Source organism: Luteimonas sp. RIT-PG2_3 (assembly GCF_054902115.1).
In genome coordinates this window covers 248,388-271,890 of record NZ_JBUBPF010000002.1, presented here as the reverse complement: position 1 = coordinate 271,890, position 23,503 = coordinate 248,388, and the positions used below count along the sequence as shown (strand labels likewise).

Genomic DNA, 23,503 nt, shown 5'->3' with positions numbered 1-23,503 from the left:
GCGGCTGCGAAGGACGTCTCACACGGGTGTCGAACCAGCGCCTGAAATTGCTGAGCGCCAACATCCAGGCCGGCTCCAGCACGCGTCGCTATAGCGACTATGCGACGCGCAGCTGGTCGCACGTGCTGCCGACCGGCGGCAAGCGGGGTGCGCTGGATGTCATTGCCAAGCTCGCCAGCGGCCACGACATCGTCGGGCTGCAGGAGAGCGATCCCGGCAGCTGGCGCTCGGGCTTCACCAACCAGACGCATTACCTGGCCGAGCGCGGCGGGTTCGACTACTGGTCGCACCAGCCCAACCGCCGCGTCGGCAGCGTCGCGTCCAGCGCCAACGGCCTGCTGAGCAAGCTGGAACCGCTGGAAGTCATCGACCATCCGCTCCCCGGCCGCATCTCCGGGCGCGGCGTGCTGCTGGGCCGTTTCGGCACCGGCGACGATGGCCTGACGATCGCGGTGGCCCACCTGTCGCTGGGCGCGCAATCGCGGCGGGCACAGCTGGCCTTCATCGCCGAACTGCTCCAGCAGTATCCCAATGCGGTGCTGATGGGCGACTTCAACTGCACGCACGACCGCCCGGAGATGGAGATTCTCTATCGCGGCACGTCGCTGCAGCCGCCGGGCTGCATCGTGCATACATTCCCGAGCTGGCGGCCGCAACGCGGTATCGACCACATCCTGGTGACCTCGTCGCTGCAGGCCGTCGGTACGCATGCGCTGCCGGCCGCGTTCTCCGACCACCTGGCCTTGTCGACCGAACTGGTCATCCCCGACAGCGCCCTGCTGCGCTGAGTGGGTTCGCGCCCATGGGCGCTCCCACAAACAAGCCAGCCCTTGTGAGACTCCGACTGTCATAGGAGCCCTACTCTTGTGGGGCTCTGTTCTTGTGGGGCTCTGTTCTTGTGGGGCTCTGTTCTTGTGGGGCTCTGTTCTTGTGGCGCTCTGTTCTTGTGGGAGCGCCCATGGGCGCGAACCAGCGAGCTACCCCCCCCTCAACCCCACTCAATCCTTGTCGGCGTTGATCAGGTGAGGCTTGCTGCCGTAACGCTCGTCCATCGCCAGGCGCTCGGCGTGCAGCGTCTGTATTTCCGCTGCTGTCAGGCCATCGTGCAGGGTCTGCTTGAGCTGGTTGAGCCACGGGATGCGGTGCGGATCGGGCAACGCGCGCACCTGCAGGCGCAGGCGGTAACGCTGGTCGGCGGTCATGTCGAAATACGCACGCGCGGTCGGCACCGCCGGCACCGTGGTCGCGCCGAACAGCACGAAGCCGACGCCGCGACCGATCGCGGCCGGGATCACGCTACCGTGGTCTTCGCCCGCGATCTCGTTGAAGTCGACCAGCATCGACGGCGCGGTGGCAAGGTGGCGCGCGGCATCGCGTGCGCGCGTGACCTGGCCGCGACGCGCGAGGTCGGCATCGGCGCGCGCGGCACGCTCGGGGTCTTCGGCCCAGGCCGTCGGCCGCAGGGCTTCTTCGTATTGGCCTGCCATCAGCAGCACGCGGACCGGCGTGTCGGTCGGTTTGCGGTTGCGCGCGAAGGTCTCGATCTCGCCGCTGAGCGCATGCCCGCCAAACCAGAATGAAGGGCTGATCGCGATGAAACTCTCGAACGCGTCCGGCCGCCGGGTCAGCGCACGCGCGGTGAACATGCCGGCCAGCGAATGGCCCATCAGCGTCTGTCGCTTGCGGTCGATGCGGTAGTCGCGCTCGATCTGCGGCTTGACCTCGTCCTCGATGAACGCGAGGAACGCTTCGGCGCCACCGGTCGGCGATTTCGCACGCGGTTCGTCGACGACCGGCGTCAGGTCCCAGGTGCGGCGCGCGGGGATGTCGGCCCCCGGCGGATAACCGATGCCGACGACCACGGTGCGCACGTCCTCGCCGACATCGGTACGGCGCAGGTAGGAGCGCAGGGTATCGACGGCGGTCAGGAACATCGCATTGGCGTCGAGCACGTACAGCACGCGGTAGCCGCTGGCGGGAGGCGGCTGGTCGGGCCAGGCCACCATCACCAGGTATTCGAGGCCATTGTGGCTGGACGTGACCAGGCGTTGCTCGGAGCGCGGTAACGAGAACGGCGTGCCGGCATGCGTGCCGGCGGATGCGCCAGCGTGCGCCTGGGGTGACGGCGACTGCATGGTGGCCAGGGCAGGCGACAACCCGGACAACACCAACAGCATCGAAAGCAGGGCCGGCCGCAGCCAGCAGGCGATTCGCATCATGGAACTCCGGCAATGCCTGCCACGGACCGCGATCCGGGCAGGCGGGTCATGTCGTCGACAACGCATGTCGTCGCCCACCACACGGGACATCACCCGCGCGGAACCGGCGGTGCCGGTCCGCGCAGGGTGGACATTACCAGCGCTTGTCGAACGCCAGCACCAGGGTGCGGCCCATCACGGTCGCGTTGGCCGGATCGTAGGGATCGGGCAGCGTATCGACCACCGCCGTCGTGCCGCTGTCGAAGAACGGCGGGTTGCCATCGGTGAAGTTGACCGCGGTGAAGTTCACGCGCGAGTCGTTGAAGAAGCCGCCGATGCCGGACAGGTCGTAGCCGATGTTGAAATCGAAGGTCTTCCAGGCCTTGACCCGCACCGGGTTCGCCGATGCCACCGGCTGGCCGAGCGCGTTGGGCACGAAGCAGCCCGAGCTGCATTCGTAGTCGTCGACGTAGTTCATCGTCAGCGACGCATCGAGGTTGCCGTAGCGCCACTTGATGCCCTGCATCGAACGCAGCGGCACCGGGCTTGCGCCATCGGCCGGGCTGTACTTGCCAAGGCGGTCGACGTAGCCCGAACCCGGGGTCGCTTCGATCTCGTACGACTTCAGCAGCGTGCCGCGGGTGAAGAACTCGAGCGAGCCCGCGCCGTCGGTGTCGAAGGCGTAGCTGGCGTTGAAGTCGATGCCATCCATCCGCAGCGAGGCCAGGTTGAGCTGGGTCGCGTTGACGATCATCGCGACCTGCGACGCACTCTGCACCGCACCGGAACCGAGCTGGCCGAGGTAGCGGGGATCGTTGTCGATCAGGTCCTGCACGCGCGCGACCGACGGATTGATCTCCAGGCTGTCGATGTACGGCGTGGTGCCGGTGGCGAACAGCTGCTGCAGGATGCCGCCGAGTTGGCCGGACTGGATGCGGACGATGCGGTCGTCGATCTTGAGATTGAAGTAGCTGGCGCCCACGCGCAGGCCGGGCGCCCATTCGGGCTTCCAGTCGAAGCCGAAGGTCCAGGTGGTCGCCTCTTCCGGACGCAGGGTCGGACCGGCGCCGCCGGAGACCACGATCGCGGTGAAGGTACAACCGCCTGCCGTCGCTGGCAGCACGCCGTTGAGCGGGACCAAGGTGGTGTCGCACGGCGCGCGGTAGAGGTCGGCACGCATGAACGCGCCGTTGCCGCCGGTGATCGGCTGCACGCCGTTGTAGGCGTAGCGCATCGGCGGGGCGTGGAACGAGGTGCCCCAGCTGCCGCGCAGGGTCAGGCTGTCGGTCGGCTTGAAGTCGATGCCGACCTTGGGATTGAAGGTCGAGAAATCGCCCATGCCGTTGCTGCGCTCGTAGCGGCCGGCGACCGAGACGTCGAGCTTCTTGGCGAACGCGGACTGGTTGTCCTTGCCGATCAGCGGGAACGCCAGCTCGGCGAACACCGCGCCGACATCGCGCTCGGTGGTGCCGAAGGTTTCCTGCTGGTTCGAGGTCGAGCGCCAGTTGAAGTCGAGGTTGCCGCCGATGTTCTCGCGACGGTAGTCGACGCCGGCCGCGAGCTTGGCGGTACCGCCGGACATCTCGAACAGGTCGCCGTCGACCTTGAAGCTCGCCTGCGCCAGCCACGAGGTGAACTCGAGGTTCTCGTAGCCGATCAGCTGCGACAGCACCTGCTCGGACAGCGGGTTGGTCGTATAGGGATTGAAGGCCTGGTAGTTCAGGCCGGCGCAGTAGGCCTGGGCCGCGGCCGAAGCGTTGCCGGCCAGGCCCTGGCTGCACTGGATCGACGTCGGCGCCTGCACGCGCGAGCCGCCGGGACCGGCCAGGTAGTCGTAGATGTTGGCATTACGCTGGACATCGGAATTGCGGAACTGCTTTTCGCGGCTGTACGACAGCGTGGCCTCACCGCGCCAGCTGCCACCCAGTTCGAAGCCGGCACCGACCATCGCGGCCAGGCTGTCGGCGCCGACCTCGCGCTGCAGCGGGCGGTCGTCGATCAGCACGCCGTAGTTGTTGGCCACGCCGGGGATCAGATAGGGATTGCCGGGGCCGAGCGTGCCGTACAGCGCCTGGTAGCCCTGGTTGTAGCTGCCGCGGCGCTGCGTGTAACGCAGGTCGCCGTAGAGCTCCGTGGAGTCGCCCACGCGCTGCTCGAAGCCGAGGAAGGCGCTGTGGCGCTCCATCTCCGGCAGGATGTCGACCATGTTCCAGGCATCGTGGGTGTTGCCCACGCCATTGCTGACCGGCACCAGGCTGCCCACGGTGAGGCCGGTGCCGGCGCCGCCGGGCACGCTGTAGACGACGTTGCCCGAACCGGTCGCGGTCCCGGCGAACAGGTTGGCGGCAGCGCCGGAGCGCGCGCCGAAGCGACGCCAGTTCACGCCGCCCTGACTGCTGAGGTCGGCACCGTCGCGATAGACCTCGCGATCGTTGGCGAGCACGTTCTTCTGGCGGTTGTACTCGTAGCCCAGGATCATGCCGCCGCCGTCCCAGCGCGTGCCCCAGGTCTGCCCGACCTGGACCTGCTCGCCGCCGCCCTGGCTGGTGCTGCCGACCCGCAACGTGGTGTGCGCGCCGTCGTCGCTGCGCTTGAGCAGGATGTTGACCACGCCGCCGACCGCGTCGGAACCGTAGACGGCCGAGGCGCCATCGAGCAGCACTTCGATGTGCGAGACCGCATTGGTCGGGATGCTGGAAATATCGACGAAGTCGCCGTACTGGCCGGCCGCCGCGACGCGGCGCCCGTTGACCAGGACCAGCGTCGACAACGCGCCCAGGCCGCGCAGGTTCACGCCCTGGCCGCCGGTCATGTTGGAGCCGGCCACGCTGCTGTCCTGGCCCTGGATGTTGTCGCTCATGCCGACGCCGCCGGCGAAGTTGGCCGGCAGTTCACGCAGGTACTCGCCGATCGTGGCCTTGCCGCTTTCCTTGATCTGCTCGGCATTGATGACCAGCACGCTGTTGCCGGCCGGCTCGGCGCCGCGGATGTTGGTGCCGGTGACGACGATGGTGTCCAGGGTCTGGCCCACCGTGGACTGCGCCTCCTGCTGCTGGGCGTGCAGCACGCCGGAAATGCTCAACGCGAGCAGGCTGACGCCCCCCGCTACCCCTTTCAGACATCGTGCGCGCTTGCTCATGGTGTTCCCCGACTGGCTGGTGATTTCGATGAATCGGCTACGTGGAGGTGTGGCCAAGGATCGGCCTGCAGCCCGCGACACCCCTGTCACGACGGCTGAATGTTGATCCGATATGAGCAGAGATTCCGATCGGTTGTCAAGAAATTACGATATTTTCTGAACAAATTTTGCCGATGGCCCGTTGTTCAGTCCCAAGAGGCCGCATTAAATCGATAATTTTCAGAGAATTGCGCGCCGCAACATCGGGCATCAGAGCCCGGAAAGGGCCCTCCGATGCTGCACTGCCGCAGGGTTTGGCGAACGATTGATTTTCGAAATTAGCCCGCGCATCCTGTCGCGATGAGCCAGCCCGCCCTCGTTGCTTCTTCCCGTACGCTCGCCAGCCAGGCCTACCAGCGCATCCGCCATGACATTGTCGCCGGACGCCTGGTGCCCGGCAGCAAGCTCAAGCTCGAATCCCTGGTGCAGCAGTACCAGATCGGCATGTCGCCGCTGCGCGAGGCGCTGGCGCGGCTGGTCGGCGACCAGCTGGTGAACACCGAGGAACAGCGCGGGTTCTGGGTGGCGCCCTTGTCGCTGGAAGAGCTCGACGATATCTCGCGCGTGCGCACCCTGGTCGAGACCGAAGCGCTGCGCCTGTCGATCGAGAATGGCGACGACGCCTGGGAACAGGGCGTCCGTGCAGCGTTCGATGCCCTCAGCGACGTCGAGGAAGTCCTGCCGGGCGCCGAGCAGCCGGTTGCGCAGGAGATGATGGATCAATGGGAATCGCGCAACCACGCGTTCCATACGTCCTTGATCGCCGCCTGCGATTCGCCGTGGCTCAGCAAGCTGCAGGAGCTGCTTTACCACCAGGCCGAGCGCTACCGTCGGGTGTCGTTGAATTACTCGCACGGCCGCCGCTTCGTGCACGACGAGCATGTCGCGATCTTCGAAGCCGCGATCGAACGCAACGCCGTGCGCGCGTGCCGGCTCACGCAGGACCACCTGATGCGCACCTACGATGCGGTGCGCAATGCGATGTCGAAGATGCAGGCGTTTTCCAGCGACGCGGCGTAACCCAAAGACCGACGCGTCGATGGCGAAAGGCGCGGTCGTGCCCACCCGCGCCACCTGGACGTAGGGCGGGTCTCGACCCGCCATTCACCACCGTCATTCGCGCCCGCCGACTCACTCGCCGGCTCGCCCCCGCCTCCTCACCGCCCCAGCCTTACGACAGGCTGCAGATGCGCGGATGCGTCTTCAGCAGCTCACGCGTGCGCTCGAAGCCTTCCACGGCCTTGGGATCGAAATCCTTGACGCCTTCCGACACGTACAGCCCGACGATCAGGTTGCCGTCCTTGCCGTAGAACGCGAGGATCCGTGTGAAACGGTCCGGACGCGCGGTCGGGATCTGCATCGTCCAGATCTGGTCGACTTCCTGCGGGGTGATGTGGCCATGCACGCCTGCGCCTTCGTCGGCATACATGTCGTACCAGATCAGCGAGCTCGTCGACTGCGTCTGCGGCACCGTGCTCGGGAAGTTCCAGGCATGCATGCCTCCGGAGGTGAAGACGATGCCGATCCTGGTGTCCGCGCCCCAGGCATCGACCGACTTCCAGACCTGGTCGAAGAACACGCGGTTGGACCGCACGCCATAAGCCTGGTCGGCGTGCAGGGCACTGGCGACGGTCGCTTCGGGCATGCGGAACAGGCGGCTGACGGCCGGTGGCGGCGCGCCCGGGCGGACCTTGCCGTAGTAATGCTGGATCACCTTGGCGTCATCGGTCGAGGCGCAGGTATCGGCCGCGGCGGCCTGGCCGGCCAGGCCCAGTGCGGCCAGCAGCGTCAGGTTCAGGGCAAGGGGCTTGAAGCGCATGTTCGGTCTTCCTTTGAGGGCAAGGGGAGGGATGACAGGAGGATTGGCTGGCCACGCAACGATGGGCGGCGCCATCGGCACGTCGCTGGCTGGAGATCAGGACGGGGGACGCGACGCGATATCGATCGATGGCGCCTGCGCCTGATCGGACGGCGCGCGTGCGCAGTGCTCGCGATCGGCATGCTCCGGATCGCCATGCGTCAGGTAGTCCCACATGCGTTCGAGCAGGCGACCGGCCCAGACCGCGCGTGCGTCCGACTGCGCATCAGTGAAGCGGGTCGCCGTCGCGGCGCCGGCAGCGGCCAGGCAATCGAGCTCGACGCGCGCGGCGTCCTCGAGATACCAGGCCAGCACCACTGCCATCTCCAGCGAATCGCCGGCAAGCACCGCGCCATTGCCGCGCATGACGATCGCGCGCGCATCGCCGAGCCGGGTCGCCAGCGCCACCGCCTGCGGGTCGCTGCGCACCAGCAGCGGGTCGTCCCACAGCGGCGGCTGCGGATGGAAATAACTGCCGAAGCCATGGCGCGCCACCGGCGTCTGGCCGAGCACGCTCAGGCTCATCAGCTTGGGCGACTGCACGCGCGCAATGCCGCCGACCTGCGGCCGCGCACGATAGATCTCGCGATGGATGCGTACTTCCGGCAGCACGCCTTCGGGCAGCGGTCCTGCCAGGGGCACCACCTGGCAGGCATCGCCCGGCTTCGTCAGTCCCAGCGGCACCGACGGGCCGACCAGGAAATGCCCGGCATCCAGGCGCAGGCTGCAATGCCCGTAGGCATGCACCAGGCCATGCCGGCCCAGCGCGCGCGCGGCGATGCGCACGGTCTGCTGTTGCGCGATGCTGGCGATCGGCGGGACGGCCGCACCGGCATCGGTCGCGGCCTGTGTCGCGACCGGATCGGTCAGCGGACGGCTCATTCGCGGAACTCGCGGATGTCGGGTCGCGCGCCCCATTCGCAGAAGCCTTTCGGGCCGAACTCGAACTGGCGCTCGCGGTACAACAGTTCGTCGGCGATGCTGCACACGCCCGAGGAATACTCGAACACCATGCCTTCGGGCCCTTCGAAATACAGGAAGCGCGCCGACGACGTTGGATGCTTGCCGGGACCGAACACCACCGGGATGCCGCGCTCGCGGATGAAGTTGTACGAGCGCTGGACGTCGTCGGTGCTGGCGACCTGGTGGTTGATGTGCTGGATGCCGGCACGGTCGGTCGGGAACAGTGCGATCTTGTGGTGGATCTCGTCGATGCGCAGCAACGGCGCGTCGCCGATGCGATCGCTGACCTTGGCGTTGCAGATCGTGGTCCAGAAGCGCTCGTCGCGGACCGCATCGGTCGTGCACAGGCCGACATGGCTGAAGCCGGTGATGCCGGCGTCGCGCGTGGCCTGGTAGCGACGGCCGCCGATCGCGGGACGCCAGGCGAGCTCGATGCGGTTGCCGGTGGGATCGCGGAAGGCGATGAACGCACGCACCTTGCGCAGGTCGGCTTCGACGGTGGTACCGACGTGCACCGGATGCCCGATCGCCTCGAGCTGGGTGGCGGCGGCATCGAGTTCGGCGCGGGTGTCGACTTCGAAGGCGATGACCTGGTCGGCCGGATCGCCGTCGAGGTAGCACAGCGTGTGCTCGCGCTGGTCGGAGCGGAAATACACCGCGTTGCCGCTGCGCTCGCTGACTTCAAGCCCGAGGATGTCGGTGGCGTAACGCGTCGCGCCCGCGAGGTCGCGCGTGCCCAGCCGCACATAGCAGACGTCGCGCAGGGTGATCACGGCTTGCCGACCTCACGCAGTTGCGGACGTGCGCGCGTGCTGCGCTGCGTGCCATCGGCCTGCGACAGGTATTCGGGAATGCTGCAGTCGCTGCCCCAGCCGCAGTACGCCTCGGGCACGGCAGCGAACTGGCGCGGGCGATCGTCCTGGCCCAACGTGCGGCCTTCGGCGACGACGCTGTAGAGCACGTCGTCGGGACCCTCGAAGGTCAGGAACACCTGCTCCGACGTCGGCCGGCGGCCCGGCCCGTGGCGGACCGGCAGGCCCTGGTCGCGCAGCAGGTAGAACTGCTGCATGACCTTGTCGCAGGATTCGACGCCGAACTCGACCGCCAGCACGCCCGATCCACTGGAGGGGTGCAGCGACAGCCGGTGGTGCGCGCGATCCACGGCCGAATCCAGGCCCAGGTACACCGCGTCGCCGATCCAGTCGGCGATGCGCAGGCCGAACACGTCGCGCCACAGCGCTTCGTCGCGCGCGATCTGCGGCGTGCGGATCGCGACGGCGGACAGGCCGGTCATACCGCTGTCGCGACTGGCATGGAAACGCCAGCCCTTGTGCAGCGGGCGCACAACCAGTTCGATGGACAGGCCGCCCGGGGTGGTGAACGCAAGCAGCTCCTTGACCTGGCGCCGTGCCGCCAGCGCGTCATCGCGCCGGGCGCTGATGCCTTGCGCTTCGAGCGCCAGCACCGCACGCGCCAGTGTCTCGGTATCGCGCACTTCCAGGCCGATCGACTGCCGCGACAGCGGCGCCTGCGCATAGGCCAGCGTGCAGGCCCGCGCATCGCTGCGCAGGGCAACCTCGCCATCGCTGCGCCAGGACTCCTGCAGGCCCAGCAGCGCGATGGCCTGGGCGGCAGCGGCTCCGGGATCGCGACTTCCCAGGTGGACGTATCGCAACTGCTCGATGGTGATGGTCATCGCAAGCTCCGCGGAGTGTGGGCGGCAGGTGGAAGGCGCTCGTTCTGTTGCAGGCCGGTCTAACCCAGGCGGCGCTGCACGATGCCCGCGAACACGCTCGCGGCGACGGGCAGCAGCTGGTCGTCGAAACGGAAGGTCGGGTGGTGGCACATCGCACTGTCCATGCCCAGGAACAGATAGGCACCGGGCCACTGGTCGAGCATGTAGGAGAAGTCGTCGGAGAACGGATACGCGCGCATGTCGGTCTTGACGTTGTCGGCGCCCAGCACGTCACCCAAGGCCTCGGCGGCCAGCGCGGCCTGCTCGGGCGCATTGACGCACGGCGGGCACGAGTGCGGGATCTCGAGCTGGATGCGGCAGCCGGAGATCTGCGCCTGGCCTTCGCACAGCGCGCGCAGGCGCTTGAGCAGCTCGTCGTGCACGTCGCGGGACAGCGAGCGGATGGTGCCGCTGAGCGATGCGGTCGCCGGAATGATGTTGTGGGTGGTGCCGGCCTGCAGCTTGCCGACATTGATCAGCGCGGCCTCCATCGGATCGATGTGGCGGCCGACGATCGCGCTGATCTCCACCGCCAGCCGCGCGGCGACCTGCAACGGATCATTGGCGCGGTGCGGTGCCGCGGCATGGCCGCCGACCCCTTCGATCTCGATCTCGAACACCGCCAGCGACTGCAGGGTGGCGCCGCTGCGCACGCTGGCTTCGCCGGTCTTCAGTGCCGGCATGTTGTGGAAGGCGTAGACCTCGTCGCAGGGCCAGCGCGTGAACAGGCCGTCCTCGACCATCTTGATCGCGCCGCGCCCGCCCTCTTCGGCGGGCTGGAAGATCAGCACCACGCGACCGCTGGCGGGCGGGTGCGCTGTCAGATATTGCGCCGTGCCCAGCAGGGCCGAGGTGTGGCCGTCGTGCCCGCAGGTATGCGCGACGCCGGCGCGCTGCGAACGGAACGGCAGGTCGTTGTGCTCGTCCATCGGCAGCGCGTCCATGTCCGCACGCAGGCCGATGCTCAGGCCCGGCTTGCCGCTGTCGATGACCGCGACCACGCCGGTGCCGCCCAGGCCCGAATGCACCTCGAGTCCCAGCGACTGCAGCACGTCGATGACCAGCGCCGAGGTCTTGAACTCCTCGAAACCCAGCTCAGGCCAGGCATGGATCTGCTGGCGCCAGGCGGTCATCACGGGGGCGAGGGTCTGGACGGGCGCGGGGATGGCAGGCAGGACGGGCATGACGTGGGTCGGTCTCGGCAGGCAGGGTTTGCGACGTTGGAATAGGACCAGATCGTTCCGGCGCTGTCAATTATAATTTCGATATTTGAACCCACAGGAGCCGGGAGATCTGCAGAAAACCGGAAAAAGATTTGACTAATTTCGACTTTTTATTCAAAACTGGCCGCCTCGCTCGGCTGCCTGGATGGCGACGAGCCACGAATTTCGCTATTTCCGCCTCCCGCACCCGCCACCGGCACGGACACCCATGACCCACGCTGCAGCGACCGATCCCAGCCTTCCCGTCATCACCCACTTCATCGATGGACAGCCGGTGGCATCGTCGCGCCCGCTGTTCAACAACCACGATCCCGCGACCGGCGCGGTCGCGACCCTGGTGCATGAAGCCGATGCCGCGGTCGTCGACCAGGCCGTCGCCGCCGCGCGTCGCGCGCTGCGCGGCCCGTGGTCGGCCTTCACCGATGCGCAGCGCGCGGCCGCACTGCGCCGGATCGCCGACGGCGTACGCGCGCGCTTCGACGAATTCCTCGCCGCCGAAATGCGCGACACCGGCAAGCCCTACGAACTGGCCAGCCATCTCGACATCCCGCGCGGCGCGGCCAACTTCGACGTCTTCGCCGACCAGATCGCCAACACCTCGACCGAAAGCTTCCGCACGCCCACGCCCGACGGCCTGGGCGCGCTGAACTACGGCCTGCGCACGCCACGCGGCGTCATCGCGGTGATCTGCCCGTGGAACCTTCCCCTGCTGCTGATGACCTGGAAGGTCGCGCCGGCATTGGCCTTCGGCAACACCGTCATCGTCAAGCCGTCCGAGGACACGCCGTCGACGACCGCGCTGCTGGCCGAGGTGATCCGCGATGCCGGCGTACCCGATGGCGTGTTCAACGTCGTCCACGGCTTCGGCCCCGACAGTGCCGGCCAGTACCTGACCGAACACCCCAACGTCGACGCGATCACCTTCACCGGCGAGACCCGCACCGGCACCGCGATCATGAAGGCCGCCGCGGTCGGCGTGCGCCCGGTGTCGTTCGAACTCGGCGGCAAGAACGCCGGCATCGTGTTCGCCGACTGCGACCTCGACGCCGCGGTCGCCGGCATCGCGCGCTCGGCCTTCCTCAACAGCGGGCAGGTCTGCCTGGGCACCGAGCGCGTCTATGTCGAACGCCCGATCTTCGACACCTTCGTCGCGCGCCTGAAGCAGGCCGCCGAAGCGCTGGTGCCGGGCGATCCCAACGACCATGCCACCAGCTTCGGCCCGGTCATCAGCGCCGAGCACCACGCCAAGGTGTTGTCGTACTACAAGCGCGCCCGCGACGAAGGCGCCACCGTCGTCACCGGCGGCGGCGTGCCATCGCTGCCGGACGCGCTGGCGGGCGGTTACTGGGTACAGCCGACGATCTGGACCGGCCTGCCGGAATCGTCGTCGGTGATCGCCGAGGAAATCTTCGGACCGTGCTGCCACATCGCGCCGTTCGACCGCGAGGACGAGGTCATCGCGCTGGCCAATGCCACGCCCTACGGCCTGGCGACGACGATCTGGACGCAGAACCTGCCGCGCGCGCATCGCGTCGCCGCCGCGATCGAAGTCGGCATCGCCTGGGTCAACTGCTGGTTCCTGCGCGACCTGCGCACCGCGTTCGGCGGCGCCAAGCAGTCGGGCATCGGCCGCGAAGGCGGCGTCCATGGCCTCGAGTTCTATACGGAGTTGCGCAATGTCTGCATCAAGCTCTGATCTGCGCCAGCAGCCTGCTGGCTTCGAGCCTGCTGGCTTCGAGCGTGCCGTCGTCGAGGCCGCGCGCCTGCTCGGCGAGGCCGCGACCACGCGCACGTCCTGCGATCCGGTCAAGGACCTGCTGTCGCCCCACGGCATCGAGGCCGCTTACGCGGTGCAGTCGCGGCTGACCGATGCCGCCGAGGCCAGCGGCCGCCGCGTGGTCGGTCGCAAGATCGGCCTGACCTCGGTCGCGGTGCAGACCCAGCTCGGCGTCGACCAGCCCGACTTCGGCATGCTGTTCGACGACATGGAATACGGCGACGGCCAGCAGGTACCGCTGTCTCGGCTGATCCAGCCCAAGGTCGAGGCCGAGATCGCCTTCGTCATCGAGCGCGACCTCGACATCGAGCGCCCGACGCTGGCGCACGTGCTCAATGCGATCGGCTACGCGCTGCCGGCAATCGAGATTGTCGACAGCCGCGTGCGCGACTGGAAGATCAGTATCCTCGACACCATCGCCGACAACGCCTCGTCCGGGCTGTACGTGCTGGGCGGCTCGCCGAAGAAGGTCGACGCCTTCGACCTGTCGCTGTGCGGCATGAGCCTGGAACGCGCCGGTGAGCCGGTGTCCGTCGGCTGCGGCGCGGCCTGCCTGGGCAATCCGCTCAACGCGGTGGTCTGGCTGGCGCGCACCGTCGCGCGGATCGGCCGTCCGCTGCGGGCCGGCGACATCGTGTTGTCGGGTGCGCTTGGCCCGATGGTGCCGGTCGTGGCCGGCGACGTGTTCGAAGCGCGCATCTCCGGCCTCGGCCGGGTCAGCGCCACTTTCTCGAAGGAGTGACGCGATGAGCGCGATCAGCACACAGCACGACGCCGCGACGGCGATCCCGCCCGGCAGGACCAAGGTGGCGATCATCGGCTCGGGCAACATCGGCACCGACCTGATGATCAAGCTGCTGCGGCATGGCCGCCAGCTGCAGATCGTCGCCCTGGTCGGCGTCGATGCCGACTCCGATGGCCTGGCGCGCGCACGCCGACTCGGCGTGGCGACCACGCATGAGGGCCTGGAAGGCCTGCGCGCGATGCCGGAATACGCCGACATCGGCATCGTCTTCGATGCCACCTCGGCCAGCGCGCACCTCTATCACGCACAGGTGCTGCAGGCCGACGGCAAGCGCGTCATCGACCTGACGCCGGCCGCGGTCGGTCCGTATGCGGTGCCGGCGGTCAACCTCGACCAGCATCTGGATGCGCCCAACCTCAACATGGTCACCTGCGGCGGCCAGGCGACGATCCCGATCGTGGCCGCGGTGTCGCGAGTCGCACCGGTGCGCTACGCCGAGATCGTCGCGTCGATCGCATCCAAGTCCGCCGGTCCCGGGACCCGCGCCAACATCGACGAGTTCACCGAGACCACCTCGCGTGCGCTGGAGACCGTCGGTGGCGCGCACAAGGGCAAGGCGATCATCGTGCTCAATCCGGCCGAGCCGCCGTTGATGATGCGCGACACCGTGTACTGCCTGACCGAAGGCGGCGACACCGATGCGATCCGCGCATCTGTGCAGGCCATGGTCGCGGCCGTCGCCGCCTATGTGCCCGGCTACCGGCTCAAGCAGGACGTGCAGTTCGAAGCGCTCGACGCCAGCGCCTGCGCGGCGATCCTGCGCGATCCCCATGGCCCGTCAGGGCCGGCCAGCGCCGGATTCAAGGTCAGCGCCGGCCTTAAAGTCAGCGTATTCCTCGAAGTCGAAGGCGCCGGCCATTACCTGCCGGCCTATGCCGGCAACCTCGACATCATGACGTCGGCCGCGATCGCGGCGGCCGAGCGCATGGTCGAACTGTCGCAGGCCCGCACCCCGGAGGTCGCCGCATGAGCACCGAACGCCAGCCCAGGCTGTACATCCAGGACGTGACGCTGCGCGATGGCATGCATGCGATCCGCCACCAGTACGGACTCGACCACGTGCGTGCGATCACGCGCGCGCTCGACGCCGCCGGCGTCGCCGCGATCGAAGTCGCGCATGGCGACGGCCTTGCCGGTTCCAGCTTCAATTACGGTTTCGGTCGCCATACCGACCTTGAATGGATCGCCGCGGTCGCCGACAGCGTGACCCAGGCCAAGGTCACCACCCTGCTGCTGCCCGGCATCGGCACCGTGCATGAACTGCGCGAGTCGGTGCAGGCCGGTGTGCGCTCGGTGCGCGTGGCCACGCACTGCACCGAGGCCGACGTCGCCCGCCAGCACATCGAGGAGGCGCGGCGGCTGGACATCGATGTCGCCGGCTTCCTGATGATGAGCCACATGATCCCGCCGGCCGCGCTGGCCGAGCAGGCGCTGAAGATGGAAAGCTACGGCGCCTATTGCGTCTACGTCACCGATTCGGGTGGCGCGCTGACCATGGACGGCGCGCGCGACCGCGTGCGTGCCCTGCGCGAAGTCCTCAAGCCGGAGACGCAGATCGGCATCCATGCCCACCACAACCTGTCGCTGGGCGTGGCCAACTCGATCGTCGCGGTCGAGAACGGCGTGACCCGCGTCGATGCATCGCTGGCCGGCATGGGCGCGGGCGCCGGCAATGCGCCGCTGGAAGTCTTCATTGCCGCCGCCGAGCGCATGGGCTGGAACCACGGCTGCGACCTGTTCCAGCTGATGGATGCCGCCGAAGACCTGGTACGACCCCTGCAGGACCGCCCGGTCCGCGTTGATCGCGAAACCCTGAGCCTGGGCTATGCAGGCGTCTATTCCAGCTTCCTGCGCCACGCCGAGAAGGCCGCCGCCGACTACGGCCTGGACGTGCGCACGATCCTGATCGAACTGGGTGCGCGCCGCATGGTGGGTGGCCAGGAAGACATGATCGTCGACGTCGCCCTCGACCTGCTCGAACAACGCAAGCAAAAGGCCGCCACCGCATGAGCACCGCAAGCACCGCCCGCGTCGCAACGCTGGCCGAACGCCTGGATTCGGCTGCGTTCAACGCCACCGCCACGCCGCAACTCGAAGACCCGATCACGCTCGACGAGGCCTATGCCGTGCAGCGCGAGAGCATCGCGCGACGCCTGGCCCGCGGCGAGACCCGCGTCGGCATCAAGATGGGCTTCACCAGCCGCGCCAAGATGGTGCAGATGGGCGTGTCGGACCTGATCTGGGGCCGGCTGACCTCGGGCATGCTGGTCGAGGACGGCGGCAGCGTCTCGATCGCCGACTACGTGCATCCGCGCGTCGAGCCGGAGATCGCGTTCCTGATCTCGCGTCCGCTCAGCGGCCGGGTCACCCTTCCCCAGGCGCTGGCCGCGGTCGAGGCAGTCGCGCCCGCATTGGAAATCATCGACTCGCGCTACCAGGATTTCCGCTTCTCGCTGACCGACGTCGTCGCCGACAACAGTTCGTCATCGGGCTTCGTCGTCGGCCCCTGGCGGCGGCCCGACCTCGACATCGCCAACCTCGGCCTGGTGATGGCGTTCAATGGCCGGCCGCAGGCGTTTGGATCGACCGCCGCGATCCTGGGCCATCCGCTGCGCTCGCTGGTGTCGGCCGCACGTGTCATTGCCGAGGCCGGTGAAACGCTGCAGCCGGGCGACATCGTGCTGGCCGGTGGCGCGACCGCCGCCAGCGCGCTGGTACCCGATAGTTTCGTCTCGCTGGAGATGGAAGCGCTGGGACGCTGCGGCTTCCACGTCGAGGCCTGAGCGCTGCCGTCGACTCTCCACGCGCAAGCCACAGATCGCTGCACGGACACCCGCTCGAACACCTGCGCCAATACGTCACCGCACACAGGACACACCGCCATGCCGATCGTGCACGCCAACATCCTCGCCGGCCGCAGCCAGCAGCAGAAGGCCGCGTTCGCGCGTGCCGTCACCGCCGCCGCCGTGGAGCACCTCGGCGTCCCGGCGACCGCCGTGCGCGTGCTGATCCACGAAATCGCCGCGGACGACTGGTTCACCGCAGGCGAACCGAAATCTCCACCGCCCGGCGCCAGCTGACGCCACGCCGACGTCGCGCATCGTCACGCAATCGACGCCCAGTCCATCGCGAACCTTCCCGAGCGATCACCACCATGTCCGATTCCGCTTCCGTGCCAACCCATGCCGCTGCGTCGCGGGGCATCCCCGCCCGCGTCGGGCTCCTGTTGCTGGTGGTGCTGGCGGCCACCGCGCTGACCGAATGGATCGGGCCGATGGCGATCCCGCTGTGGTCCGCGCAGATCGTGATCCTGCCGATGCTGGTGGCGCTGCTGCTGACCACGCTGCTGGCGGTCTGGCATGCCCGCCTGCCGTCGCCGCTGCAACTCGACCTGCCGCTGCAACGCTATGCCGACCGCCTGCTGGCGATCGCGCTGCTGCTGTTCATCGTCAAGCTCGGGTTGATGGCCGGCGCCAACATGCAGGCGCTGCGCGCCGTCGGCTGGGCGCTGGCGTTCCAGGAACTCGGCCACGCCTTCGGCACCGTGGTGCTGGCGCTGCCGCTGGCGCTGCTGCTGGGCATCAAGCGCGAAGCCGTCGGCGCGACCTTCTCGATCGGTCGCGAAACCGCGATGGTCATCATCGGCCAGAAGTACGGCATGCAGTCGCCCGAAGGCCGCGGCGTACTTGCCGAGTACATCACCGGCACCGTGCTCGGCGCGGTGTTCATTTCGTTGCTGGCCAGCGTGGTCGCGGCGTTCGGCATCTTCGACGTGCGTTCGCTGGCGATGGGCGCGGGCATCGGTTCGGGCAGCATGATGGCCGCCGCGCTGGGGCCGATCACCGTCGGGCAGTCGCCGGACGTGGCGCGCGAACTGACCGCGATCGCCGGTGCCGCCAACCTGATCGCAGGCGTCGTCGGCTTCTATTTCGCCGCTTACATCACCCTGCCGACCTGCCACTGGCTGTACGGCAAGCTCGAGCCGATCCTCGGCCGCAACGCGCTCGCGCGCAGCGCGCCGTCGACGGCCGACCTGGACCCCAACGCCACGCTCGACGAAGGCGATGACCGGCCGACGTTCGCCGATGGCGTGCTGGCGCTGGCGCTGATGGTCGCGGGCATCGTGCTCAGCAACTGGATCGGGCATGGCGTGGCACCGCTGCAGACCCTGCCGGGCGTGGCCATCATGGTCGGCATCGTGCTGCTGGGCCTGCTGCTGAAGCAGGTCGTGCGCAAGCTGCCGCTGATGCTGTTCCTGGCGGTGTTCGCCACGCTGTCGACGCTGCAGGGCGCCTGGCCGCTGGCCGGCAGGGTGGCCGAGCTGATCAACCAGGTGCAGTTCATGAGCATCACCACCACCGTGCTGGCCCTGGCGGGCTTCGCGGTGGCGCGCAAGCTGCCGATGTTCCGTCGCCTGGGCTGGCGCATCGTGGTGGTGTCGCTGACCGCCGCGACCGGCGCCTTCATCGGTTCGGCCACGGTCGCCGAGTTCTTTCACTGAGGACGCGCTCCCTCGGGCACGGTATTCATCACGCCCGACTTTCCACAGGGCCCGTGCGTGGCGGAACGCGAATTTTTCGCGTGTCCGCTCTTCACGAGCCCGTGCTTCGCGGGCCCCTGTTTCGCGTTCCCGCCGGCCGCCCGACCCACGCCATGCCGGCACTACGGCCCCTGTCGCGCTGCGACCGACTGTCAACGCGCGCGCCCAGTGATGCGTCAATGACATGCATCAGCGCGGTGTCAGCACGGATCATGCACGCTCTGCGCCGCGTCGCCTCGCAGCGTCTTGCTTCGCGGCGCCTGGCGTCCACGCCTGCCCTGTCCTTCCACCGCCCCGTCCTTCCACTGTCCCGCTTTCCACCAGCGCGCATTGCTTCGTCGCGCCCCAGCAAGGAATCTTCCATGGTCCAGATCCACCCCACCGCTGCCCGTGCCGCCCTGCGCGGCCCACGCCTGGCGATGCTCGCCATCGCCCTGTGCGCTGCCGGCGTGCCGGCTGCCTTCGCGCAGAATGTTGCACCGGAGACCGTCGCCGGGTTGCGTGCGGAACTGGATGCCCTGAAGGCCGAACAGGCCGAGCGCGACCGCAGGATCCAGCGTCTCGAGGATGCGCTGTTGCAGGTGTCCGGCGCATCGGCGAGCGGCGTCGCCGCGGCCGCTCCGCCCGCAGCGTCGACGGCTGCGATGCCGGCCGCCAGCCGCGCAGTCCCTGCACCGGCCAGCGCCGGCACGCCGTTGCCCAGCACCGGTGGCGGTGGCGATCTCGCGTCGCGCCTGAAGGTCTCGGGCGACCTGCGCCTGCGCGGCCAGGGCGACTGGTCCGACGACGACGGCAAGAACCGCGGCAGCATGCAGTTGCGCGGCCGCCTCGGCGCGACCTTTGCCGTCAACGATCGCATCACCATCGGCGCGCGCCTGGCCACCGGCGACAGCGACGACCCCAACAGCACCGACGTGCAGCTGTCGAACTGGCTCGACGATCTCGACGTCAGCCTCGACATGGCCTACGTGCAGTTCAACTTCGACAAGCTGACGCTGTACGGCGGCAAGATGCCGCAGCCGTTCGTGCGCACCGACCTGATCTGGGATGGCGACGTCAATCCGCAGGGCATCGGCGCGACCTACAAGGCGCCGCTGGCCAATGGCGGTACGTTCCGCGCCAATGCACTCGCCTTCATCGTCGACGAGCAGGCCGCCGGCCCCGACAGCACGATGCTGGGCGGGCAGGTCGGCTACGAATCGCCGGTCAAAGGCAACTGGAAGTTCGACGCCTACGGCGCCTATTACCACTACGACCTCGGCAGCATCGCCGGTGCCGATGCCGGCGACTTCCGCAGCAACCTGCGCAATCCCGACGGCACCTACCTCTCGGACTATCGCCTCGCCAATGCCACGCTGGGCGTGACTTACGGCGGCTTCGGTACGCAATGGCCGCTGAAGCTGCTCGTCGACTACGTGCACAACCTGGGCGCGCGCACCGACGCCGATACCGGCTACGGCGCCGACCTGGTCTTCGGCAAGGCCAGCACGCCGGGCGACTGGCGCTTCACCTACGGCTACTCGATGGCGCAGAACGATGCCGTGCTGGCCGCGTTCTCGCACGACAACATCGGCATCGGTACCAACTACCGCCTGCATGCCCTGACCGTGGATTACGTGCCGATGCCGAAGACGATGATCAGCGCGTACTGGTACCACTACAAGCCGTACAGCGCGCTGTACGCCGGCAGCAACCAGCCCAACGACTGGCTCGACCGCCTGCGTCTGGCGTTCCTGGTCAACTTCTGATCCAGGCAACACGCATGACGGGGCGATCCGTCATGCGTGGTCGGATCGCGGCCACAGCCGCGATCCACCTGCACCGCCGACCTAGGTGAACAGCAACGAGAACCCGACCAGGAACATGAAGCAGGCGAACACCTTCTTCAGCGCCGGTCCGCTGATCGCATGCGCAAGCCGCGTGCCCAGTGGCGCCGCGAGGATCGAGGCGATGGCCACGCCGATCGCCGCGGGCAGGTAGACATAGCCGATCGCGTGCGCGGGCAGCGCGCCCGGCGGGGCCTGCAGCGCATAGCCCAGGCCACTGGCGATGCCGATGAAGATGCCGCAGGCCGACGAGGTGCCGACCGCGCGCACCGGCTGCACGCCGCGCCACATCAACAGCGGCACGGTCAGGCTGCCGCCGCCGATGCCGACGATCGCCGACATCGCGCCGATGCCGGTGCCGGCCGCACTCATGCCAACGCCAGTGGGCACCACGTCAACGACCGGCCCGCTGCGCGTGCGGCTCAGGATCATCTGCAGGCCGATCAGGAAACAGTAGATCGCCACGCACCATTTCAGCACGTCGCCCGGCAACGCGATCGCGAAGCGGCTGCCGATCCAGCCACCGATGAGCAGGCCAGGCACCATCCACGCGACCGTCGGCCACAACACGCTGCCGCGGCGATGGTGTGCACGTGCCGACGACGCGGCCGTCAGCACGATGCTCGCCAGCGAGCTGGCCAGCGCGGCATGCATCGCGGCCTCCTTGGGGATGCCATGCAGTGGCAGCAGCCACGCCAGCGACGTCACCAGCACCAGGCCACCCCCAATGCCCAGCAGCCCGGCCAGCACACCAGCGACGGCGCCGAGCAGCGGGAACATCCACACACCATCCATCATTGCGTCATACCTTTGGGCCGCAGCCTGCACTGGCCGTCAACGGCCTTCGGAGCACGCGCCATCGTCGTCGCCAAGGCGGCGAAAACCGGAACGCGCTCCCACGGAGGGGGAATTCATGCGGGGTCCGTTATAGTCCGCGCATGCTGAAATCCTGCCTGCACATCCTACCTGTCGCAGCCCTGTGGCTGTGCGTTGCCACCGCCGATGCGCAGACCACCGCGCCGGCATCGGACCTGCAGCTGCGCGAGGCCCTGCAGGCCGCGGAGCGCGGCCAACCGGTCGCCCCGGGCCAGCACCCGGCGCAGGGCTGGATCGAATACGCGACCCTGCGCCGCAACCTCGATACCCTGCCCGTGGCCCAGGCCGAGGCGTTCCTGAAGCGCTGGCAGGGCCAGGCCGTCGCCGAGACCTTCCGCGCCGAATGGCTGCGTGCGCTGTACAAGCGCCAGGACTGGGCCGGGATCCGCAACGCGGCATCACCGTCGTCCACCAACAGCGCGTTGCGCTGCATCACGCTGGATGCGCGCCAGCGTGGCGGCAGTGTCGATGCGCAGTGGACCCGCGACCTGCAGTCGATCTGGCGCGGCAGCGGCAAGCCCCTGCCCAGCGAATGCGATGGCCCCTTCGCGGTCCTCGCCTCGCGCGGCGAGTTGACCGAAGCCCTGCGCTGGGAGCGCATCGACCAGGCCGCGGCGGAGTGGGATCCGATCGTCATGCGCGCGGCCGCCAACGGCCTGCCGGCCGACCAGCGCGCACTGGCCACCGATTACGCGGCCTTCCTGCAGTCGCCCAGCGAACGCGCGCTGGCCTGGCCGAAGACCGAGCGCAGCCGGTTGATGGCGTCGCATGGACTGGCGCGGCTGGCCAAGGCCGACCCACTGGCGGCCGAGGCGCAGCTGGCCCGCTATGCGCCCGCGCTCGGTTTCAGCGAAGCCGACAACGGCCGCGTGCTGTACCAGGCCGCGCTGTGGACGGTGGCCTCCTACCTACCCGACTCGGCGCGACTGTTGAACCGCGTGCCGGAATCGGCCTACGACGACCGCCTGCACGAATGGCGCGTGCGTGAGGCGCTCTCGCGTTCGGACTGGGCGGCCGCGCGTGCCGCGATCGCCAAGATGGGCGACAAGCAGCGCAACGATTCGCGCTGGACCTGGTTCGCCGCACGCACCACCGAGCTGGGCGGCGACAAGGTCAGCGCGCAGGCGCTGTACCAGCGCGCCGCGACCGCGTCCGACTTCCACGGCTTCCTCGCCGCCGATCGCCTCAACCTGCCCTACCAGTTGTGCCCGCTGGCGCTGGACGCCAACGCCGGCGCGCGCAACGCGGTCGCCAACGATCCGGCCATGGTGCGCGCGATGGCGCTGTACCGGATCGATCGCAGCGGCTGGGCGACCCGCGAGTGGGCCGAGGCCGTCGATCGTTTCGACGACACCCAGCGCCGCTACGCGGTCGAGATCGCGATCGACAACGGCTGGTTCGACCGTGCGGTGTTCGGTCTCAACAAACATCCCGACGACAGCCGCTACTACACCCTGCGCTTCCCGTTGCACCACACCGAGGCGATCCAGCGTGAAGCCAGGGCGCAGCGCCTGGACCCGGCCTGGATCGCCGCCGAGATCCGTGCCGAGAGCGTGTTCAATCCGCTTGCGCGCTCGCCTGCCAATGCGCGCGGGCTGATGCAGGTGCTGCCGACCACCGGGCAGGGCGTCGCACGCCGGCTGGGCCTGGCCTGGGGCGGCGCCGACAGCCTGTACGACCCCGATACCAACATCGCACTGGGCACCGCCTACCTGCGCGAGAAGGAAGACATGTACGGCTTCCCGTACATCGCGATCGCCGCCTACAACGCCGGTCCGACACCGACCGCCCGCTGGCAGGCGCAACGCCCGGCAATGGATCCCGACTTCTGGATCGAGACCATCAGCTACAAGGAAACCCGCGACTACGTCGCCCGCATCCTGGCCTTCAGCGTGATCTACGACTGGCGCATGTACCGCGCCGCGGTCCCGGTCAGCGACCGCATGCGCGGCATTGAAGGCAGCGCCCGCAAGAAGCTGATCTGCCCGGCCGGCAAGGCATGAGCGTGGCGGTCGTCGAGGGCGGCCGCGCGCTGATCCGGCGCGCGACCGCCGACGATGTCGCCGCGATGTTCGAGGTCCGCACCGGCGTGCGCGAGAACCACCTGTCGATGCAGCAACTGGCGACGCTGGGCATCACCCCCGAGACACTGCCGCCGATGCTCGATGGCGACGGCCGTGGCTGGATCGCCGACGTCGATGGCGAGGCGGTCGGTTTCTCGATGGCCGATGCACGCCAGGCCACGGTGTTCGGCATGTTCATGCGCAGCGGCCACGAAGGCCGCGGTATCGGCCGCGCGCTGATGGCGGCCGCCGAGGACTGGTTGTTCGCCACCGGCTGCACGCGCATCTGGCTGCTGACCGACGCCGACCCGGAGGTCCGTGCCAACGGCTTCTACCGCCACCTGGGCTGGATCGAGGACGCCATCGAGGACGATGGCCAGATGCGCTTCATCAAGCATGCGCCAGTGCCTGCGCCCGCAGCATCCGCATGATTTCCGAGCCTGCCGCGATACCGGCCGCAA

Annotated in this window: 20 protein-coding genes; 12 read left to right on the top strand and 8 right to left on the bottom strand. The window is 68.4% G+C overall.

The features are described from left to right. Nucleotides 1–26: 26 nt before the first annotated feature. Nucleotides 27–788, top strand: a complete 762-nt coding sequence (locus tag ACYX7E_RS04040) for an endonuclease/exonuclease/phosphatase family protein (protein ID WP_462079274.1) — start codon at nt 27–29, stop codon at nt 786–788. A gap of 210 nt (nt 789–998) precedes the next feature. Here the strand turns inward: ACYX7E_RS04040 and ACYX7E_RS04035 are convergent, their stop codons facing one another. Together ACYX7E_RS04035 and ACYX7E_RS04030 are read right to left on the bottom strand one after the other, a co-directional pair. Further along, a complete protein-coding gene (locus ACYX7E_RS04035) occupies nt 999–2,216 on the bottom strand; it encodes an alpha/beta hydrolase (protein ID WP_462079273.1) in 1,218 nt (405 codons plus the stop codon). A gap of 136 nt (nt 2,217–2,352) precedes the next feature. Then, nucleotides 2,353–5,337, bottom strand: a complete 2,985-nt coding sequence (locus ACYX7E_RS04030; RefSeq protein ID WP_462079272.1) for a TonB-dependent receptor plug domain-containing protein — start codon at nt 5,335–5,337, stop codon at nt 2,353–2,355. A 339-nt stretch (nt 5,338–5,676) separates the two neighbouring features. Here ACYX7E_RS04030 and ACYX7E_RS04025 point away from each other — a divergent pair, with 339 nt between their 5' ends. Then, the gene (locus ACYX7E_RS04025) at nt 5,677–6,396 is read left to right on the top strand and encodes a GntR family transcriptional regulator (RefSeq protein WP_462079271.1); all 720 of its coding nucleotides are present in this window, start codon (nt 5,677–5,679) and stop codon (nt 6,394–6,396) included. 151 nt (nt 6,397–6,547) lie between these two features. Here the strand turns inward: ACYX7E_RS04025 and ACYX7E_RS04020 are convergent, their stop codons facing one another. The 5 genes from ACYX7E_RS04020 to ACYX7E_RS04000 all read right to left on the bottom strand — a co-directional run bounded on the left by ACYX7E_RS04020 (nt 6,548) and on the right by ACYX7E_RS04000 (nt 11,116). Continuing rightward, the gene (locus ACYX7E_RS04020) at nt 6,548–7,195 is read right to left on the bottom strand and encodes a ChuX/HutX family heme-like substrate-binding protein (protein ID WP_462079270.1); all 648 of its coding nucleotides are present in this window, start codon (nt 7,193–7,195) and stop codon (nt 6,548–6,550) included. A 96-nt stretch (nt 7,196–7,291) separates the two neighbouring features. Continuing rightward, a complete protein-coding gene (locus ACYX7E_RS04015) occupies nt 7,292–8,116 on the bottom strand; it encodes a class II aldolase/adducin family protein (RefSeq protein ID WP_462079269.1) in 825 nt (274 codons plus the stop codon). Then, on the bottom strand, nt 8,113–8,970 hold the full coding sequence (locus ACYX7E_RS04010; protein WP_462079268.1) for a VOC family protein: 858 nt from the start codon (nt 8,968–8,970) through the stop codon (nt 8,113–8,115). The genes ACYX7E_RS04015 and ACYX7E_RS04010 overlap by 4 nt, the downstream gene beginning before the upstream one ends. Next, a complete protein-coding gene (locus ACYX7E_RS04005; RefSeq protein ID WP_462079267.1) occupies nt 8,967–9,893 on the bottom strand; it encodes a VOC family protein in 927 nt (308 codons plus the stop codon). The genes ACYX7E_RS04010 and ACYX7E_RS04005 overlap by 4 nt, the downstream gene beginning before the upstream one ends. A 59-nt stretch (nt 9,894–9,952) precedes the next feature. Further along, the gene (locus ACYX7E_RS04000; protein WP_462079266.1) at nt 9,953–11,116 is read right to left on the bottom strand and encodes an amidohydrolase; all 1,164 of its coding nucleotides are present in this window, start codon (nt 11,114–11,116) and stop codon (nt 9,953–9,955) included. 247 nt (nt 11,117–11,363) lie between these two features. Between ACYX7E_RS04000 and ACYX7E_RS03995 the strand changes: the two genes are divergently transcribed. The 8 genes from ACYX7E_RS03995 (at nt 11,364) to ACYX7E_RS03960 (ending at nt 20,025) form a co-directional block, all read left to right on the top strand. Beyond that, nucleotides 11,364–12,851, top strand: a complete 1,488-nt coding sequence (locus tag ACYX7E_RS03995) for a 2-hydroxymuconic semialdehyde dehydrogenase (protein WP_462079265.1) — start codon at nt 11,364–11,366, stop codon at nt 12,849–12,851. Continuing rightward, entirely contained in the window at nt 12,832–13,674 is an 843-nt protein-coding gene (locus tag ACYX7E_RS03990) for a 2-keto-4-pentenoate hydratase (RefSeq protein ID WP_462079264.1), read from the top strand. The genes ACYX7E_RS03995 and ACYX7E_RS03990 overlap by 20 nt, the downstream gene beginning before the upstream one ends. 4 nt (nt 13,675–13,678) lie before the next feature. Further along, nucleotides 13,679–14,707 (top strand): acetaldehyde dehydrogenase (acetylating), encoded by a 1,029-nt coding sequence (locus ACYX7E_RS03985; protein WP_462079263.1) that lies wholly within the window; start codon nt 13,679–13,681, stop codon nt 14,705–14,707. Continuing rightward, the gene (dmpG, locus tag ACYX7E_RS03980) at nt 14,704–15,747 is read left to right on the top strand and encodes a 4-hydroxy-2-oxovalerate aldolase (protein WP_462079262.1); all 1,044 of its coding nucleotides are present in this window, start codon (nt 14,704–14,706) and stop codon (nt 15,745–15,747) included. Before ACYX7E_RS03985 ends, dmpG begins: the two co-directional genes overlap by 4 nt. Beyond that, the gene (locus ACYX7E_RS03975; RefSeq protein WP_462079261.1) at nt 15,744–16,520 is read left to right on the top strand and encodes a 2-keto-4-pentenoate hydratase; all 777 of its coding nucleotides are present in this window, start codon (nt 15,744–15,746) and stop codon (nt 16,518–16,520) included. Before dmpG ends, ACYX7E_RS03975 begins: the two co-directional genes overlap by 4 nt. 99 nt (nt 16,521–16,619) lie before the next feature. After that, nucleotides 16,620–16,817, top strand: a complete 198-nt coding sequence (locus ACYX7E_RS03970) for a tautomerase family protein (protein ID WP_462079260.1) — start codon at nt 16,620–16,622, stop codon at nt 16,815–16,817. A 74-nt stretch (nt 16,818–16,891) separates the two neighbouring features. After that, on the top strand, nt 16,892–18,238 hold the full coding sequence (locus tag ACYX7E_RS03965; protein WP_462079259.1) for a DUF3100 domain-containing protein: 1,347 nt from the start codon (nt 16,892–16,894) through the stop codon (nt 18,236–18,238). 401 nt (nt 18,239–18,639) lie between these two features. Then, a complete protein-coding gene (locus tag ACYX7E_RS03960) occupies nt 18,640–20,025 on the top strand; it encodes a putative porin (RefSeq protein ID WP_462079258.1) in 1,386 nt (461 codons plus the stop codon). A gap of 81 nt (nt 20,026–20,106) precedes the next feature. On the opposite strand, the gene ACYX7E_RS03955 is transcribed toward ACYX7E_RS03960, so the two are convergent. Continuing rightward, entirely contained in the window at nt 20,107–20,901 is a 795-nt protein-coding gene (locus ACYX7E_RS03955) for a sulfite exporter TauE/SafE family protein (RefSeq protein ID WP_462079257.1), read from the bottom strand. Between the two features lie 140 nt (nt 20,902–21,041). On the opposite strand from ACYX7E_RS03955, the gene ACYX7E_RS03950 reads away from it, so the two are divergent. Then, on the top strand, nt 21,042–22,982 hold the full coding sequence (locus ACYX7E_RS03950) for a lytic transglycosylase domain-containing protein (protein ID WP_462079256.1): 1,941 nt from the start codon (nt 21,042–21,044) through the stop codon (nt 22,980–22,982). Then, nucleotides 22,979–23,473 carry a GNAT family N-acetyltransferase gene (locus tag ACYX7E_RS03945; RefSeq protein ID WP_462079255.1) on the top strand — a complete coding sequence of 165 codons (495 nt, stop codon included), beginning with the start codon at nt 22,979–22,981 and terminating at the stop codon, nt 23,471–23,473. The genes ACYX7E_RS03950 and ACYX7E_RS03945 overlap by 4 nt, the downstream gene beginning before the upstream one ends. Nucleotides 23,474–23,503 lie beyond the last annotated feature (30 nt).